General features: G+C 71.3%; 15 protein-coding genes. 9 read left to right on the top strand and 6 right to left on the bottom strand.

The features are described 5' to 3' along the window. Positions 1-111 precede the first annotated feature (111 nt). The 7 genes from WG923_RS03365 to glcF all read left to right on the top strand — a co-directional run bounded on the left by WG923_RS03365 (position 112) and on the right by glcF (position 7,059). Positions 112-858 carry a TorF family putative porin gene (locus tag WG923_RS03365; RefSeq protein ID WP_340349516.1) on the top strand — a complete coding sequence of 249 codons (747 nt, stop codon included), beginning with the start codon at positions 112-114 and terminating at the stop codon, positions 856-858. Positions 859-880: 22 nt separating this feature from the next. Beyond that, positions 881-1,219 (top strand): P-II family nitrogen regulator, encoded by a 339-nt coding sequence (gene glnK / locus WG923_RS03360; protein ID WP_340349515.1) that lies wholly within the window; start codon positions 881-883, stop codon positions 1,217-1,219. 34 nt (positions 1,220-1,253) lie between these two features. Next, positions 1,254-2,804, top strand: a complete 1,551-nt coding sequence (locus WG923_RS03355) for an ammonium transporter (RefSeq protein ID WP_340349514.1) — start codon at positions 1,254-1,256, stop codon at positions 2,802-2,804. A gap of 112 nt (positions 2,805-2,916) precedes the next feature. Next, the gene (locus tag WG923_RS03350) at positions 2,917-3,771 is read left to right on the top strand and encodes an aldose 1-epimerase (RefSeq protein ID WP_340349513.1); all 855 of its coding nucleotides are present in this window, start codon (positions 2,917-2,919) and stop codon (positions 3,769-3,771) included. Beyond that, entirely contained in the window at positions 3,768-4,691 is a 924-nt protein-coding gene (locus tag WG923_RS03345) for an SMP-30/gluconolactonase/LRE family protein (protein ID WP_340349512.1), read from the top strand. The genes WG923_RS03350 and WG923_RS03345 overlap by 4 nt, the downstream gene beginning before the upstream one ends. A gap of 44 nt (positions 4,692-4,735) precedes the next feature. Next, the gene (gene glcE, locus WG923_RS03340; protein ID WP_340349511.1) at positions 4,736-5,821 is read left to right on the top strand and encodes a glycolate oxidase subunit GlcE; all 1,086 of its coding nucleotides are present in this window, start codon (positions 4,736-4,738) and stop codon (positions 5,819-5,821) included. Beyond that, positions 5,821-7,059 (top strand): glycolate oxidase subunit GlcF, encoded by a 1,239-nt coding sequence (glcF, locus tag WG923_RS03335; protein WP_340349510.1) that lies wholly within the window; start codon positions 5,821-5,823, stop codon positions 7,057-7,059. The genes glcE and glcF overlap by 1 nt, the downstream gene beginning before the upstream one ends. Before the next feature lies 1 nt (position 7,060). On the opposite strand, the gene WG923_RS03330 is transcribed toward glcF, so the two are convergent. Beyond that, positions 7,061-7,837 (bottom strand): hypothetical protein, encoded by a 777-nt coding sequence (locus WG923_RS03330; RefSeq protein WP_340349509.1) that lies wholly within the window; start codon positions 7,835-7,837, stop codon positions 7,061-7,063. Between the two features lie 157 nt (positions 7,838-7,994). Here WG923_RS03330 and WG923_RS03325 point away from each other — a divergent pair, with 157 nt between their 5' ends. Next, positions 7,995-12,236 carry an ATP-binding protein gene (locus WG923_RS03325; protein WP_340349508.1) on the top strand — a complete coding sequence of 1,414 codons (4,242 nt, stop codon included), beginning with the start codon at positions 7,995-7,997 and terminating at the stop codon, positions 12,234-12,236. Positions 12,237-12,248: 12 nt separating this feature from the next. On the opposite strand, the gene WG923_RS03320 is transcribed toward WG923_RS03325, so the two are convergent. The 4 genes from WG923_RS03320 to lplT are packed head-to-tail and all read right to left on the bottom strand — an operon-like array spanning position 12,249 to position 15,405. Continuing rightward, positions 12,249-12,746, bottom strand: a complete 498-nt coding sequence (locus tag WG923_RS03320) for an RDD family protein (RefSeq protein WP_340349507.1) — start codon at positions 12,744-12,746, stop codon at positions 12,249-12,251. Beyond that, entirely contained in the window at positions 12,746-13,231 is a 486-nt protein-coding gene (locus WG923_RS03315) for a glutathione peroxidase (protein WP_340349506.1), read from the bottom strand. The genes WG923_RS03320 and WG923_RS03315 overlap by 1 nt, the downstream gene beginning before the upstream one ends. 4 nt (positions 13,232-13,235) lie before the next feature. Beyond that, positions 13,236-14,129 carry a DMT family transporter gene (locus WG923_RS03310; protein ID WP_340349505.1) on the bottom strand — a complete coding sequence of 298 codons (894 nt, stop codon included), beginning with the start codon at positions 14,127-14,129 and terminating at the stop codon, positions 13,236-13,238. Then, entirely contained in the window at positions 14,122-15,405 is a 1,284-nt protein-coding gene (lplT, locus tag WG923_RS03305) for a lysophospholipid transporter LplT (RefSeq protein WP_340349504.1), read from the bottom strand. The genes WG923_RS03310 and lplT overlap by 8 nt, the downstream gene beginning before the upstream one ends. A 126-nt stretch (positions 15,406-15,531) precedes the next feature. Here lplT and alr point away from each other — a divergent pair, with 126 nt between their 5' ends. Continuing rightward, positions 15,532-16,626: an alanine racemase gene (gene alr / locus WG923_RS03300; RefSeq protein WP_340349503.1), complete on the top strand. Its 1,095-nt coding sequence runs from the start codon at positions 15,532-15,534 to the stop codon at positions 16,624-16,626. A gap of 124 nt (positions 16,627-16,750) precedes the next feature. Here the strand turns inward: alr and WG923_RS03295 are convergent, their stop codons facing one another. Further along, a complete protein-coding gene (locus WG923_RS03295) occupies positions 16,751-16,957 on the bottom strand; it encodes a hypothetical protein (protein ID WP_340349502.1) in 207 nt (68 codons plus the stop codon). Positions 16,958-17,012 lie beyond the last annotated feature (55 nt).

The following is a 17,012-nucleotide window of genomic DNA, read 5'->3' as shown; positions in this document are numbered from 1 at the left end:
AACGAATGGCGACGACGGCCCGATGACGCACCGTTTCATCCCTCCGGGCGATGGCATGCGTCCTGCTAACTCCTCCTGCAAACCATCAACAAGCGAACGGAGAAAGATTCAATGAAAGCGAAACTTGCGGTGCTGGTCTCGGTGCTCGCTGCCTCGGGCGCTGCGATGGCGCAGGCCACCAAGCCGCCCGAGCCCGACTACACGCTGTCGTACAACGTCGGTGCCGTCACCGACTACCGCTACCGCGGCATCTCGCAGAGCCGGCTGCGCCCCGCGCTGCAGGGCGGCATCGACTTCGCGCACAAGAGCGGCTTCTACATCGGCACCTGGGCGTCCACCATCAAGTGGATCAAGGATGCGGGCGGCGACTCGAACGTGGAGATCGACCTGTACGGCGGCTACAAGACGACCTTCAGCGGCGTCGGCATCGACGTCGGCCTGCTGCGCTATTACTACCCGAACAACAACCTCGCGGTGAATGCCGACACCACCGAGGCCTACATCGCCGGCTCGTGGGGCCCGGGCACGCTGAAGTACTCGCACGCGATCACCAACCTGTTCGGCTTCGGCAACAGCGAAGGCAGCGGCTACCTGGACCTGAGCGCCACCTTCGAGCTGCCCTGGTACGGCCTGACGCTCACCCCGCACGTCGGCCACCAGCGCGTGAAGAACAACTCCTTCGTCTCGTACACCGACTGGGCCCTCACGCTCGGCAAGGACTTCGGCAACGGCTTCAGCGCTTCGCTCGCCTATGTCGACACCAACGCGAAGACCGATCCCGTCCTCGCCTACCCCTCCCCCAGCGGCAAGAACCTGGGCCGCGCGGGCCTCGTCGCGGGCGTGAAGTACTCCTTCTGAACCTGCGCTCCTGGAGCACACCATGAAACTCGTCACCGCCATCATCAAACCCTTCAAGCTCGACGAAGTGCGCGAGGCGCTCTCGGCCATCGGCGTCCAGGGCATCACCGTCACCGAGGTCAAGGGCTTCGGCCGCCAGAAGGGCCACACCGAGCTGTACCGCGGCGCCGAATACGTCGTCGACTTCCTGCCCAAGGTGAAGATCGAGGCGGCGGTGGCGGACGACCTGGTGGAACGCGTCATCGAGTCGGTCGAGGGCGCCGCGCGCACCGGCAAGATCGGCGACGGAAAGATCTTCGTGTACGACCTCGAGCAGGTCGTGCGCATCCGCACCGGCGAGACCGGCAAGGAAGCGCTCTGAAGCACCCCCACAACATTCCCGAGAGAGCACTGACATGAAGACATTCCTCGCTTCCCTGGGCCTCGGCCTGGGACTGCTGATCGGCAGCGCGACGGCCCTCGCGCAGGCGCCTGCCCCGGCCACCGCACCGACCGCGGCGGCTGCCACCGCGGCGCCCGCCGAAGCCGCGGCGCCCGCGGCCGCCACCGCTGCGGCCGCCGACGCCGGCAAGGCTGCCGCGCCCGCGGCCGCCACCGCCGCTGCGCAGGCCACCGCCACCACCGCGCCGGCGCCGGTGCCGAACAAGGGCGACACCGCCTGGATGACGGTCGCCACGCTGCTGGTGATCCTGATGACGATCCCCGGCCTGGCCCTGTTCTACGGCGGCCTGGTGCGCAGCAAGAACATGCTGTCCGTGCTGATGCAGGTGTTCGTCGTCACCGCGCTGATCTACGTGCTGTGGGCCATCTACGGCTACAGCGTGGCGTTCACCGCGGGCACGCCGTTCATGGGCGGGTTCAGCAAGATCTTCCTGGCGGGGATCACGCCGGACTCGGTCGCCGCCACCTTCAGCAAGGGCGTGGTGATCCCGGAGTTCTCCTTCATCACCTTCCAGGCCACCTTCGCGGCCATCACCTGCGCGCTGATCGTCGGCTCCTTCGCCGAGCGCATCAAGTTCTCCGCGGTGCTGCTGTTCTGCGCCCTGTGGTTCACGTTCAGCTACCTGCCGGTCGCCCACATGGTGTGGTACTGGGACGGCCCGGACGCGATCACGGATGCCAAGTCGCTGGAAGCCGTCACCGCCGCCGCCGGCTGGCTGTGGGCCAAGGGCGCGCTGGACTTCGCCGGCGGCACCGTGGTGCACATCAACGCCGGCGTGGCCGGCCTGGTGGGGGCCTTCGTGCTGGGCAAGCGCATCGGCTACGGCAAGGAATCGCTGGCGCCGCACAGCCTGACGCTGACCATGGTCGGTGCCTCGCTGCTGTGGGTGGGCTGGTTCGGCTTCAATGCCGGCTCCAACCTGGAAGCCACCGGCGTCGCCGGCCTCGCCTTCGCCAACACGCTGTTCGCCACCGCCGCCGCCACGCTGTCGTGGATCGCGGGTGAAGCGCTCTCCAAAGGCAAGGCCTCCATGCTGGGTGCCGCTTCGGGTGCCGTCGCCGGCCTCGTGGCCATCACCCCCGCCTGCGGCTTCGTCGGCGTGATGGGCGCCATCGTGATCGGCCTGCTGGCCGGCCTGATCTGCCTGTGGGGCGTCAATGGCTTGAAGCGCCTGCTCGGCGCCGACGATGCGCTCGACGTGTTCGGCGTCCACGGCGTCGGCGGGATCCTGGGTGCGCTGCTGACGGGCGTGTTCGCCTCGCCTTCGCTCGGTGGCGTCGGCATCTACGACTACGTGGCCAACAAGGTCGCGGCCGACTACTCGATCGGCAGCCAGGTCTGGATCCAGTTCCAGGGCGTGCTGACCACCATCGTCTGGTCCGGCGTGGTCTCCTTCGCCGCCTACAAGATCGTGGACCTGCTCGTCGGCCTGCGGGTCAGCGAGGAAGAGGAACGCGAAGGCCTGGACATCAGCAGCCACGGCGAAACCGCCTACAGCCGCTGATCCCACGGCAGCAAGAATCTCCTTTGGATGTTCGGCCCGCTTCGGCGGGCCGTTTTTTTTGCCCGGCGGCCGCGCGCGCACGGGCACAATGGCCCAAAAGGAGACACTGCCCATGATCGAACTTCGTGCCGGACGGTTGCGCTGCGAACTCAAGCCGGAGCTCGGCGGCTGCATCGCGGGCCTGTGGCTCGATGGCGATCCGGTGCTGCGCTCCACGCCTGCCGCGCAGCTGTCGGCGGCCCGGCTGTCCGGGTGCTATCCGCTGGTGCCGTTCTCCAACCGCATCGGCCACGCCAGCCTGGTGTGGCAGGGCACGCAGCATCCGCTGGTGCGCAACAACGGCGACGAGCCGCATGCGATCCACGGCGTGGGCTGGCAGCGGCCCTGGTCGGTGCTGGACAGCGATGCGGCGTCCGTGATGCTCGCGTACGAGCACCGCCCCGACGCCTCCTGGCCCTTCGCCTTCGACTGCTCGCACACGGTGCGCCTGACCCCCGCTGGGCTGGAGATGACGCTGGCCCTGACCAACCAGTCGGACCAGCCGGCGCCGGCGGGCCTCGGCTGGCACCCGTACTTCCTCAAGCGGCCGCGCAGCCACGTCACGTTCGAAGCCAGCGGGCGCTGGGAAATGGGCGCCGACAAGCTGCCGACGGAGCGGCGCGCCAGCCCCGGGCTCGATGCGGACTGCGCCACGCTGGAAGTCGACCACTGCTTCGACGGCTGGAACGGCGTGGCGCACCTGCGCGACGAGCGAATGCACGCGGTCGTGCGCTCCGGGCTCACGCGCCTGGTGGTGTTCACCAATCCCGGGCGGGAAGGCATCGCGATCGAGCCGGTGAGCCACGCGAACAACGCGGTGCATCTCTACGCGCGCGGCGCCGCGGCCCAGGAGCTGGGGCTGCGCGTGCTGCAGCCGGGCGAAAGCATGATGGCGCAGATGTCCATCGAGGCGGAGCCGGCTGCATGACCTGGCAGGTGGCCGTTCCCGAGCCGGACGGCCTCGGCGAATCGCCGTTCTGGCATCCGACCGAACAGCGCCTGTACTGGGTCGACATCCGCGGCCGGCGGGTGCGGCGCTTCGACCCCGCCACCGGTGCGCGCGAGCAGTGGGAGCTGCCGCAGGAGGCCGGCTGCATCGCGCCGGCGGCGCGCGGCGGCCTCGTGCTGGGCCTGCGCGACGGCATCTACCGCGCCCGCCGCTGGGGCGGCAGCCTGGAGCCGCTGGTGCGCTTCGGCCATGGCGCGCATTCCCGCTTCAACGACGGCAAGGCCGATCCGCTGGGACGCTTCTGGGCCGGCACCTACTACGAGCCCAAGGATGCGCGCAAGGCGGACCTCTATTGCATCGACTGCCGCCCTGACAACGGCAACGGCGGCAGGCCGCTGGTGCAGCTGAAGGTCACCAACACCATGAACTCCAACGGCCTCGCCTGGTCGCCCGACCAGCGCACGCTGTACTGGGCCGACACCGCGGACCACACGGTGCATGCCTGGGACTGGGGCGCGCGCGGCAACGCCATGCGCCACCACCGCGTGTTCCGCCGCTTCGACCCCAAGCCCGCCGGCTGGCAGCCCGGCCAGCCGGGCTATGGCGGCCGCCCCGATGGCGCCGCCGTCGACGAGGAGGGCCACTACTGGATCGCGATGTTCGAGGGCGGCCGGCTGCTGCGCATCTCGCCGGCCGGCGAGGTCGCCGCCGAACTGGAGGTGCCGGCGCGCTGCCCGACGATGCCCTGCTTCGGTGGGCCGGACCGCCGCACGCTGTTCGTCACCACCGCGCGCCATGGGCGCGGGCCCGGGGAACTGGCCGCTTTCCCCGACTCCGGCTGCGTCTTCTCGACGCGGGTGGACGTGCCCGGGCTGCCCGCCAACTTCTTCGTCGACTGATGCCGGACGGGATGCCGCCCGCCATGGCCGTAACATTGCGCGCCATGGATCCCGTCCTCGCCGAACTCGCCGACCGCATCCGCGCCGCTGGCGCGCAAGGAACCCCCCTGCGCATCCGCGGCGGCGGCACCAAGGATTTCCACGGCGAACGCCTCGAAGGCGAGCCGCTGGAAACGCGCGGCCTGCACGGCGTGGTGAACTACGAACCGAGCGAGCTGGTCGTCACGGTGCGCGCCGGCACGCCGCTGGCCGAACTCGAACAGGTGCTGGCCGAACGCGGGCAGTGCCTGCCCTTCGAGCCGCCGCACTTCGCGCAAGGCGCCACCGTGGGTGGCATGGTGGCGGCGGGGCTCTCGGGCCCGGCGCGTGCCAGCGTCGGCGCCGTGCGGGACTACATCCTGGGCCTGAACCTCGTCAACGGGCGCGGCGAGGAACTGGTGTTCGGCGGCCAGGTGATGAAGAACGTGGCCGGCTACGACGTCTCGCGCCTCATGGCCGGGGCGATGGGCACGCTGGGCCTGATCACGGAGGTGAGCCTGAAGGTGCTGCCCATCGCGCCGGCCGAGGCCACGCTGCGCTTTCGCATCCCGCAGGACGAGGCGCTGAAGCGCCTGAACGCCTGGGGCGGGCAGCCCCTGCCGCTGAACGCGAGCTGCTGGGGGCCGGACGACGGCGGCGTGCTGTACCTGCGCCTGCGCGGCGCGGTGGCAGCGGTGGAAGCGGCCTGCCGCAGCCTGGGTGGCGAGCGACTCGATACCGGCGGCGCCGCGACCGAATGGAACGCCTGCCGCGACCAGCGCACGGCCTGGTTCGCGCAAGCCGGCGGCCGCGACCTGTGGCGCCTGTCCGTGCCGCAGGTCGCGCCGGTGCTGGATCTTCCCGAGCCGCCCCTGGTCGAATGGCACGGCGCCCAGCGCTGGGTGCGCGTGGACGCGGCGCAGGGCCGGCACGTGCGGCAGCAGGCGCTGGCCGCCGGCGGCCACGCGACGCTGTTCCGCACCGCGCGCAGCGACGCGCACGACCGCATGACCCCCCTGGCGCCGCCGCTGGCCGCCATCCACGAACAACTCAAGCTGCAGTTCGATCCGCACCGCATCTTCAACCGCGGACGGCTCTACCCGAATCTCTGATGCAGACCCATCTCTCCCCCGAGTTCCAGGGCACGCCGGAGGGCGCCGAGGCCGAAGCCATCCTGCGCAAGTGCGTGCACTGCGGCTTCTGCACCGCCACCTGCCCCACCTACCAGATCCTCGGCGACGAGCTCGATGGCCCGCGCGGGCGCATCTACCTCATGAAGCAGGTGCTGGAAGGCCACGAACCCACCCGCAAGACGCAGCTGCACCTCGATCGGTGCCTCACCTGCCGCAACTGCGAGAGCACCTGCCCGAGCGGCGTCGACTACGGCCGGCTGGTCGACATCGGCCGCGCCATCGTGGAGCGCAAGGTGCCGCGTGACGCGCCCTCGCGCGCGCTGCGCTGGGCGCTCAAGGAAGGCCTGACGTCCAGCGCCTTCGGTCCCGCGATGAAGGTGGGCCAGGCCGTGCGCGGGCTGCTGCCCGCGGTGCTGCGCGAGAAGGTGCCGGCGCGCCGCCAGGCGGGCGGCTGGCCCACGCGCACGCACGCGCGCAAGGTGCTGATGCTGGCCGGCTGCGTGCAGCCCTCCATGATGCCCAACGTCAACACGGCGACGGCGCGCGTGCTCGATGCGGCGGGCATCCAGGCGATCGTCGCGGCAGGCGAGGGCTGCTGCGGCGCCGTGAAGTTCCACCTGAACGACCAGGACGGCGGCCGCGCGCAGATGCGCCACAACATCGACGCCTGGTGGCCCTATGTGGAGAGGGGCGAGGTCGAGGCGATCGTGATGAACGCCTCCGGCTGCGGCGTGACCGTGCGCGAGTACGGCCACTACCTGCAGCACGACGCTGCCTATGCGGCGAAGGCGAAGCGCATCGGCGAGCTCACGCGCGACCTGAGCGAGCTGTTGCCGGACATGGTGCCGGCGCTCCAGGGCAAGGTGCGGGCCCAGCCGGGCGTCTTCGCCTACCACCCGCCCTGCACGCTGCAGCACGGGCAGAAGCTCAAGGGCGGGGTGGAGCAATGGATGGCGGCGCTCGGCTTCGAACTGCGCGTGGCGCTCAACGAATCGCACCTGTGCTGCGGCTCCGCCGGCACCTATTCCGTGCTGCATCCGGAGATCGCGCACACGCTGCGCGACCGCAAGCTGGGGCACCTGGGGGCGTTGCAGCCGCAGGCGATCCTGTCGGCCAACGTCGGCTGCATCACGCACCTGCAAAGCGGCACGCAAATGCCCGTGCGGCACTGGGTCGAGGTGCTGGACGAGGCGCTGGCCCGAGGCCCGGGCGCCTAGGCTAGATCCAGTCCGCCTCGCCGAGGTAGCGCAGCGCGCTCTCGCGGCCCCGCCGCACGACCGCGGCCGGGTCGCGGCCGGAGAGCTGCGGCAGCGCCGCATCCGAAATCGCGTGGGCGGTGTCCCGCACGCGTGCGAAGTCGCCGGCGAGGCGGATGCCTTCGCGCGCGGCCGTCTCCTGGACCTGCAGGCACCAGGCAGCGGCATGCTCCGCCATCTTGGCATCGGCGCGCAGCAGGTCGGGCTGCGCTGTCGCGCCCTCGCGCGCAGCGAGGTCCGCCAACAACCGGCGCGACAGCGCGCGCGCGGTGTCATCGAGCTTCGCGCACTGGATGTTGCGCGCCTGCTGCTGGCGCGCCAGCCACTTGCGAAAGCTCTCCTCCACGAGCGACTGGCGCGAGCGGGATGCGCTGCTTTCGAGGTACGTCACGAGGTTCGCGCATTGCGCGCGCATGCCGGCGGCGTCCTGCTTTTGCAGGCGCTCGCCGAAGCGGGTGGCCAGCGTCTTCGCCAGGTGTTCGACGGCCTCGGCACCGACCCGGCTCTCGGCGGCCGCCCGCGCCGCGGCCAGCGCCGGGCCATGGCGTTCACGCAATTGCGCGAGTCCCGCGTCGATGCCGGTCGCGAACGACGGGTCGACCTCGGCACAGGCAGCGCGGACCTGCGGCGCCAGCAGCGTCGCGTGGAACAGCGGCCGCAAGGCGTCGTTCACGTACTCCTGCGCGCTGCAGGGTGCGAGCCAGAACGCCAGCGCGACGAGAAGGAGGATGCGGCCCATGCGGGCCATTGTGCACCGCCGCTGCCCCTGCGAGCCGGCGCCGCGCCCTGGGCACGGGAGGCCGGCATGACGGCAGAGCTTGCCGGCGCGACAACGCCAGCGGCCGGCGCGCCTGGTGTACAACACCGACTCCACGCCACGGGACCGGGCCCGACACATGACAGCAGGTCAGGATTTCCTCGCCGGCGGCGGCGAGATGGGAGAGCGCATCCGTGCCTTCGACTGGGCCGCCACGCCGCTGGGTCCGATCCCGGCCTGGCCGCAGAGCTTGCGCAGCGCCGTCAGCATCCTGCTGCCGTCCAGGGCCCAGATCGCGATGTTCTGGGGGCCGGACCTGGTCACCATCTACAACGACGCCTACCGGCCGGTCTTCGGCGCCAAGCACCCGGGCGCGCTGGGCCGCCCGATCCGCGAAGCCTGGGACGAACTCTGGCGCGCCGGCCTGAAGGAACTGTTCGACGGCGTGCTGCAGACGGGCGAAGCGTTCTGGGGCCGGGACCTGCCCTTCTTCATGGAGCGCCACGGCTACCTGGAGGAGACCTACTTCGACGTCTCGTACGACCCGGTGCGCGACGAATCCGGCCGCGTCGGCGGCGTGTTCTGCATCGTCAGCGAGACGACCGGCCGCGTGATCGGCGAGCGCCGGCTGCGCACCCTGCGCGACCTGGCCCGCATCGCGGCGCAGGCGCAGACCACGGCGGAGGTGTTCGGCGAGGTGGCAGCGGTGCTGGAGGACAACGCGCAGGACCTGCCCTTCGCGCTGCTGTACGCGCCCGGCGAAGGCGACGGCGCGACGCTGGTGGCGCAGTGCGGGCTGGAGGGATCCGCCGCGGCGCCGGCGCACCTGCCGGCCAGCGGCGGGGCGTGGCCGCTGGCGCGCGAACTCACCCTCCTCTGCGGTGAGTCGCTGGCGCGGCCGGGGCCGCTGCACGGGGGCCCCTGGCCGGAGCCGGTGCGCGAGGCGGTGGTGCTGCCCCTGGCCGGCACCGGCGAGGCCGGCCACGGCTGGCTCGTCTGCGGCGCCAGCCCGCGACGCCATGTCGACGACGACTACCGTGACTTCCTGGCGATGGTCGCCTCCAACATCGCGGCCGCGCTGGACAGCGCGCAGCGCTCCGAACACGAGCATCGGCGGGCCGAGATGCTGGCCGAACTCGATCGCGCCAAGACGGCGTTCTTCAGCAACGTGAGCCACGAGTTCCGCACCCCGCTCACACTGCTGATGGGGCCGCTGGACGACGCGCTGGCCGACGCCGGCCGCCCGCTCGATGCGGTGCAGCGCGAACGGCTCGAGCTGGCCCGCCGCGGCGGCGCGCGCCTGCACAAGCTGGTCAACTCGCTGCTGGACTTCTCCCGCATCGAGGCCGGCCGCGCGCAGGCGCGCTTCGTCGCCACCGACCTGCCCGCGTTCACCGCGGAACTGGCCAGCAGCTTCCGCTCCGCCATCGAGAAGGCCGGGCTGCGGCTGGTCGTCGACGCGCCCGCGGCGCGCAACCTCGCCTGGGTCGACCGCGACTTCTGGGAGAAGATCGTCCTGAACCTGCTGTCGAACGCGTTCAAGTTCACCTTCGAAGGCGAGATCGCGGTGCGCCTGCGCGAGACGGCGGGCGGCTTCGAGCTGGCCGTGCAGGACACGGGCGTCGGCATTCCGGCGCAGGAACTGCCGCGGGTGTTCGACCGCTTCCACCGCGTCGAAGGCGCGCGCAGCCGCACGCACGAGGGTTCGGGCATCGGCCTGGCCCTGGTGCACGACCTGGCGCAGCTGCACGGGGGCGAGGTCGCGGTGGCCAGCCGCGCAGGCGAGGGCAGCTGCTTCACCGTCACCATCCCGGCCGGCAGCGCGCACCTCGACCCGGCCCGGGTCGGCGCGGCGCCGACGCTGCCCGGCACCGCCGTGGCCGCCTCGTCGTATGTCGAGGAGGCGCTGCGCTGGCTTCCCGGCGAGGCCGCGCCGGCGCCCGCGCCCGCCGGCCCGCGCGCGCGCATCGTGCTGGCCGACGACAACGCGGACATGCGCGACTACATCCGCAGCCTGCTGGCCGGCAGCTACGAGGTAGAGGCGTTCGCGGACGGCCTCGCCGCCCTGCAGTGCGTGCAGGCGCGCGGCGCCGACCTCGTCCTGAGCGACGTGATGATGCCGGGCATCGACGGCCTGGAGCTGGTGCGGCGGCTGCGCCAGCTGCCCGCCACCGCGCAACTGCCGGTGCTGCTGCTGTCGGCGCGCGCCGGCGAGGCCGCGCGCATCGAGGGGCTGGACGCCGGCGCCGACGATTACCTGGAAAAGCCCTTCACCGCCAAGGAGCTGCTGGCGCGGGTCGCGGCGCGGCTGGAGATCGCGCAGCTGCGCCGGGCGGCGGCGCGCGAAGCGCAGCTGCGCGAGCAGCAGCTGCGCCTGGTGACCGACAACGCGCCGGTGATGCTGCTGCAGTTCGACGACCGGGGGCGCTACCGCTTCGTCAACGAACCCTATGCGGCGCGCGTCGGCCGGCGCGTGGAGGACCTGGCGGGCCTCACGATCGCGCAGGTGCTCGGCGAGGCGGCGTTCGCGCTGGTGCGGGAGCACGTCGCCGCGGCGCTGGCCGGCCGCCGGGTCGCGTTCGACGTGCTGATGCCCTATCCGGTGCTGGGAGAGCGCTGGATGCACGGGACCTACATCCCGCAGTGGGAGGGCGGGCGGGTGAGCGGCTTCGTCGCCGTGCTCTACGACGTGACGGAACGCAAACTCGCACAGCTGCGGCTGCAGGAGCAGGCGCAGCGCTTCCAGAAGCTCAACGAAGTGGGGCTCACGCTGGCCGCCGAATCCCAGCTGCAGCGCATCGTGCAGGCGGTGACCGACGTGGCCACCGACCTGAGCGCGGCGCAGTTCGGCGCCTTCTTCTACAACGTGGTGGACGCCGCGGGCGAGTCGTACATGCTCTATACGCTGTCGGGCGTGCCGCGCGAGCGCTTCGCGGGCTTCGGCATGCCGCGCAACACCGCGGTGTTCGGTCCCACCTTCGCCGGCGAAGGCATCGTGCGCGTGGCCGACATCACGCAGGATTCCCGCTACGGCCACAACGCGCCGCACCACGGCATGCCCAAGGGCCACCTGCCGGTGCGCAGCTACCTCGCGGTGCCGGTGCTCTCGCGCACGGGAGAGGTGCTGGGCGGCCTGTTCTTCGGCCATTCCCGGGCGGGGGTGTTCACAGAGGAGGCGGAACGCATCGTCGCGGGGATCGCCGCCCAGGCGGCGGTGGCGATCGACAACGCGCGCCTGCACGAGCAGCGCCTGCGCCTGATCGGGCAGCTGCAGGAATCGGACCGGCGCAAGGACGAATTCATCGCCACCCTGTCGCACGAACTGCGCAACCCCCTCGCGCCGCTGCGCAACGGGCTGCACCTGCTCAAGCTCAAGGGGCCCGGGGCCGGCGCGCCCATCCTGGAGATGATGACGCGGCAGGTGAACCAGCTGGTGCGGCTGGTCGACGACCTGCTGGAAGTCGCGCGCATCAACCAGGGCACGCTGGAATTGCGCCGGGACCGCGTGGAGCTGCACGACGTGGTGCAGCACGCGGTGGAGACCAGCGAGCCGCTGGTGCGCGAATTCGGCCACGCCCTGCAGGTCATGCTGCCCGAGCAGCCGCTGTGGGTGGAGGGGGATGCGGCGCGGCTGGCCCAGGTGCTGTCCAACCTCCTGAACAACGCCAGCCGCTACACCGACCGGGGCGGCCGCATCAGCGTGGACGCCAGGGTGGAAGCGGGACGCGTGCTGCTGTCCGTGTGCGACACCGGCATCGGCTTCGACAAGGACAAGGCGGCGCAGCTGTTCGAGATGTTCCGCCGCGGCGAGCGCTCGCAGGGGCTGGGCATCGGCCTGGCCCTGTCGCGGCGGCTGGTGGAGATGCACGGCGGGACGCTGCAGGGGCACAGCGAAGGCCTGGGCCGCGGGTCGACCTTCACGCTGGCGCTGCCGCTGGCGCCGCAGCCGCAGGCCCCCCTGCCCCCGCAGTGCGAGGCGGGCGGCGCCGTGTCCTTGCGCGTGCTCGTGGTGGACGACAACCGCGATGCGGCGGACACCCTGCACATGCTGCTGGACCTGCTGGGTGCCGAGTCGCGCGTGGCGCACGACGGCGAGTCCGCGCTGCGCCTGTTCGATGTGTTCGCGCCGCAGGCGGTGCTCCTGGACCTCGGCATGCCGGGCATGGACGGCTACCAGGTCGCGCGCCAGTTGCGCGCGCGCCATCCGGGCTGGCCCGGGGCGCTGATCGCGCTGACCGGCTGGGGGCAGGAGAACGATCGCCGCAAGACGCGCGAGGCGGGCTTCGAGCACCACCTGGTCAAGCCGGTCGACCTGGCCGCGCTGCAGGACCTGCTCGTGACGGTGGCCGAACGCCCGCGTCCGGCCGAGGCGCAGCGCTGAGCGCGGCGGTCCTCAGTCCACGCGCACGACCACCGTGCCGGCGATCCAGTCGTGGATCGCGCGGCGCTGGTCGTTCAGCAGCATCGTCAGCAGCTCGAGGATGGCCCACAGCCAGGCGAGGTTCCAGGCCGCCTGGTACAAGGCGGGCTCCGGGGCGAAGCCGACCGCGAACGCCATCGAATACCACAAGGCCACGGGCAGCAGCGCACAGGGCACGATGTCGCGCAGCACGGCCTGGCGCCAGCTGATGCGCCGGCCGCCCTTGACGGAAACCACGCGCACGCGCGCGATCCACTTGCCCAGCGTCTGGCCGAAGCGCACGTGCATCCAGACCGAATACGCCACCCCGAACGAGCTGTAGGCGATGGCCAGCAGCACGCTCAGGAGCGGATGGGGGCTGAGCCGGATCATGCCTTCCAGCAGCGTGTGCATCGACGACAGCACCAGCGCGTCGATCACGAAGGCCAGGGCCCTGCGGCCGGCCGTCTGGTAACGCTGCGCCGGATGCATCAGGCCGAAAGCGCCGCCTCGATGTCCTTGGCCAGCTTGGCCGGCGCATCCTGCGGCGCATACCGTCGCAGCACGTTGCCCTCTTTGCCGACCAGGAACTTGGTGAAGTTCCACTTGATGGCCTTGGAGCCGAGCAGCCCCGGGGCCTCCGCCGTGAGCCACCGGTACAGCGGATGCGCCTCGGCGCCGTTGACGGCGACCTTCTGCATCATCGGGAAGCTCACGCCGTAGTTCACCTGGCAGAACTGCGCGATCTCCTCGTTGCTGCCCGGGTCCTGCGAGCCGAACTGGTTGCAGGGGAAACCGAGCACCACCAGCCCGCGCGGGCCGTACTGCCGGTGCAGCTCCTCGAGGCCGGCGAACTGCGGCGTGAAGCCGCAGGCGCTGGCGGTGTTCACGATCAGCATCGGCTTGCCGCGGAACTGCGCCAGGGGCACGGTCTGCCCGCCGATCTGCTGCGCTTCGAAGTCGTAGACGCTGGCCATGCGGCTATTGTGCGCCGCCTGCCTTTTCCTTGCCGGGCCAGGCCGACCACGCGGCCGCGCCCAGGATCAGGGCCCCGCCGGCGAGCGTGCGCGCCGTGAGTCCGGCCGCGCCCAGCGCCACCGAGGACAGGCTGGCGAACACCACTTCCGACAACATCACCAGCGCCGTGGTGTGCGCCGGCAGGCGGGAGGCGCCGTACTGCAGGCACAGGTTGGCGACGAGGAAGCCCGCGGCCAGCATCAGGGCCAGCCCCCAGCCGTGCGCATCCAGCCGGGGCAGCGGCGCGATCGTGCCCTGCAGCAGGCCGGCCAGCGCCACCCCGCCCGCCATCAGCATGCCGCCGCCGAACATGGCCAGCACGCGCGAGCCGGCCGTCACCTGCGACAGCCGGCGCAGCAGCACGTTGGTGAGCGCGAAGCAGAAGCCAGCCGCCAGCGCCAGCCACTCCGGCAGCGCGCGCGGCCAGGGCAGGCCGGCGCCGCCCGTGTCGAGCACGGCGGCCACCCCGGCCAGCGCCAGCAGCAGCCGGCCGAGGCCGGCCCGCGAGGGCCGCTCGCCGAGCAGGCCCCACGCCATCAGCACCGACCAGGCCGGCATCAGGTAGAACAGCAGCACGACGCGCACGACGTCGCCGATCGTCACCGCCCAGTTGAAGCCGACGTTGGTCAGGCCGGCGGCGGCGGCCAGCAGCCACAGGCCGGGCGTGCGCAGGAGTTCGGGCAAGGCCGCCGGACGCAGTACGACGAAGCCGGTGAAGGCCACGAGGTAGATCACCGCGGTGGACCACAGCGCGTGCACCCCGTGGTCCTGCAGGGCGCGGAACGGCCACCACGACAGGCCCCAGACGGCGGCGTTGGCCACCAGCGCCGCGACCGGCGCGGCCCGCCCGTCAGCCATGCACGTTGTCGTGCCGGGCCAGTTCCAGCAGGTGTTCCACCTCGTCCTTGTGCAGCACGCAGTTGCGGGCATGCCAGCGCTTGATCAGCCACATCACGCCGGCCACCACCAGGCCGAAGGCGGTGATGGCGCCGAAGGCCGTCAGGCCCATGCCGGCCGACAGGCTGTAGAAGGCGCCCAGGCCCAGGATGCAGGCCTGCTCGTTGAAGTTCTGCACCGCGATGGAGCGGCCGGCGCCCATCAGGTTGTGGCCGCGGTGCTGCAGCAGCGCATTCATCGGCACCACGAGGTAGCCGCCCAGCGCCCCCATCAGGATCAGGAAGGGCGCCGCCGCCCAGACGTTGGTGATGAAGTTCATGCAGATCACCAGCACGCCCATGGCGATGCCCAGGGGCATGACGGTGGTGGCGCGATCGAGCCGCATCTTCATGGAGGCCAGGATCGCGCCGGCGGCGGTGCCCAGCGCCACCACGCCGCTCAGCGACGAAGCCTGCGTGGTGCTGTAGCCCAGGGCCGCCGCGCTCCAGGCCAGGATGATGTAGCGCAGGTTGCCGCTCACGCCCCAGAACAGCGTGGTCGTGGCGAGCGAGATCTGCCCCAGCTTGTCGTGCCACAGGCGCCCGTTGCAGCTCCAGAAATCGGGCACCAGCTCCAGCGGGTTGTGCGGGATCGGCCGCATCTCCACGCCCGTGAGCGGGATCCGCGTGTTGAACCAGGCGGCGACGCAGTAGACGAAGATCAGCACGAAGATCGCCGCTTCCGGCGGCGAGTCGATGCCGGTGTCGATGATCGGGAAGTCCATCGCCAGCATCCGGTGCGACAGCGCGTGCCCCACCAGCTGGCCGCCCAGCAGGATGCCCAGGATGATCGAGGCGATCGTCAGGCCCTCGATCCAGCCGTTGGCCTTGACCAGCTGCGAGGCCGGCAGCAGCTCGGTGAGGATGCCGTACTTGGCCGGCGAATAGGCTGCCGCGCCCAGCCCCACGATCGCGTACGAGGCGAGCGGGTGCATGCCCAGCAGCATCATCAGGCAGCCCACCACCTTGATCGCATTGCTGAGGAACATGACCTGTCCCTTGGGCTTGGCGTCGGCCAGGGCCCCGACGAACGGGGCCAGCACCACGTAGAACAGGGCAAACATCGGCACCAGCGCCGCGGCCTGCCAGGCCGGCGCACGGGACGTCTTCAGCAGTTCGACGGCGGCGATGAACAGCGCGTTGTCGGCGAGCGACGAGAAGAACTGCGCCGCCATGATGGTGTAGAAACCGCGCTTCATCCGTTCGTGCTTGTGGATGGTTGCACCGCGTGGCGATGGGCCATCGAAATTCTTCTGCTGTCTCCGAGCGACACGGGGTTATATCACGCTGGGTAATGACAGAATCCGGGCAGAAAGCGAGCCTCCATGCCCCGTCCGATCCTGGCCACCATCCACATCGAGGCGCTGCGCCACAACCTGGCGCGCATGCGGTCCGCCGCGCCGGACGCGCGGGTGTGGGCGGTGGTCAAGGCGAACGCGTACGGCCACGGCATCGAGCGCGTGTACGAGGCGCTGCGCGGCGCCGACGGCTTCGCCCTGCTGGACCTGCAGGAGGCCGAGCGGGTGCGCGCCCTGGGCTGGCGCGGCCCCATCCTGCTGCTCGAAGGCGCGTTCGAGCCGCGCGACCTGGAGCTGTGCTCGCGCCTTTCGCTGTGGCACACCGTGCACTGCGACGAGCAGATCGACTGGCTGGCGGCGCACAAGACGCAGGTGCCGCACCGCGTCTTCCTCAAGCTCAATTCGGGCATGAACCGGCTGGGGTTCACGCCGCAGCGCTTCCGCGCCGCGTGGGCCCGCCTGGACGCCCTGCCGCAGGTTCAGGAGATCTCCTTCATGACGCACTTCAGCGACGCCGACGGCGCGCGCGGCATCGCCCACCAGGTGCGCGCCTTCGACGAGGCCACGCGCGACCTGCCGGGCGAACGCAGCCTCTCCAACAGCGCCGCGGCGCTGCGCCACGCCGGCGATGCGCACGCGCGCGGCGACTGGATCCGCCCCGGCATCGCGGTGTACGGCAGCGCGCCGGACTTCCCGCAGCACGACATCGCGCACTGGGGCCTGCAGCCGACCATGACGCTGGCTTCGCGCATCCTGGCGGTGCAGCAGCTGCAGCCGGGCGACACGGTGGGCTACGGCTCCAGCTTCGTCGCCGAGGAGCCGATGCGCATCGGCGTGATCGCCTGCGGCTACGCCGACGGCTACCCGCGCCACTGCGGCACCGGCACGCCGGTGCTGGTGGACGGCGTGCGCACGCGCCTGGTCGGCCGCGTGAGCATGGACATGAGCGCAGTGGACCTGGCGCCCGTGCCGCAGGCTGGTTTCGGCACGCCGGTCACGCTGTGGGGGCGGGCGGACAACGGCACCGTGCTGGCTATCGACGAGATCGCCGCCAGCGCCGGGACGCTGGGCTACGAGCTGATGTGCGCGCTCGCGCCGCGGGTGCCGGTGGTAGTCGACTGACCAGTCGATACGGCTCCATCCCCGACCCTCCTCGGCCCGAGAAGGCATGCCAGGAGGCGGAGCGCGGGCGGGCAAGCCGCCGCTCGACGGGGGCAACGCTGGGTGCAGGTCGCGATTGTCGGCGTCAAAGGCCGAAGTCGACACCCGGCTCGGCGCCGTAAGGCGCTGCGTGCCGTGCGTGCAGGGCCGATCCGTTGTTCCGGTAGAAGTCCTCGATCGCCTCGATGCGCTGGAACAGGACTTCGCGCGTGAGCGCGGCGACGCTGCGGCCGGTTTCCCGCGCCAGCGCCTCCAGCCGCTGCTCGATCTCCGCCGAGAGCTGCATGGCCATGGTTGTCTCCCCTTTGGTGCAGGGGCATCCTAAGCGGCGTGCGCGTACCTTTGGC

The organism is Ramlibacter sp. AN1133 (assembly GCF_037890035.1).
GTDB lineage: Bacteria > Pseudomonadota > Gammaproteobacteria > Burkholderiales > Burkholderiaceae_C > Ramlibacter.
This window is presented reverse-complemented; position numbering and strand designations above follow the sequence as displayed.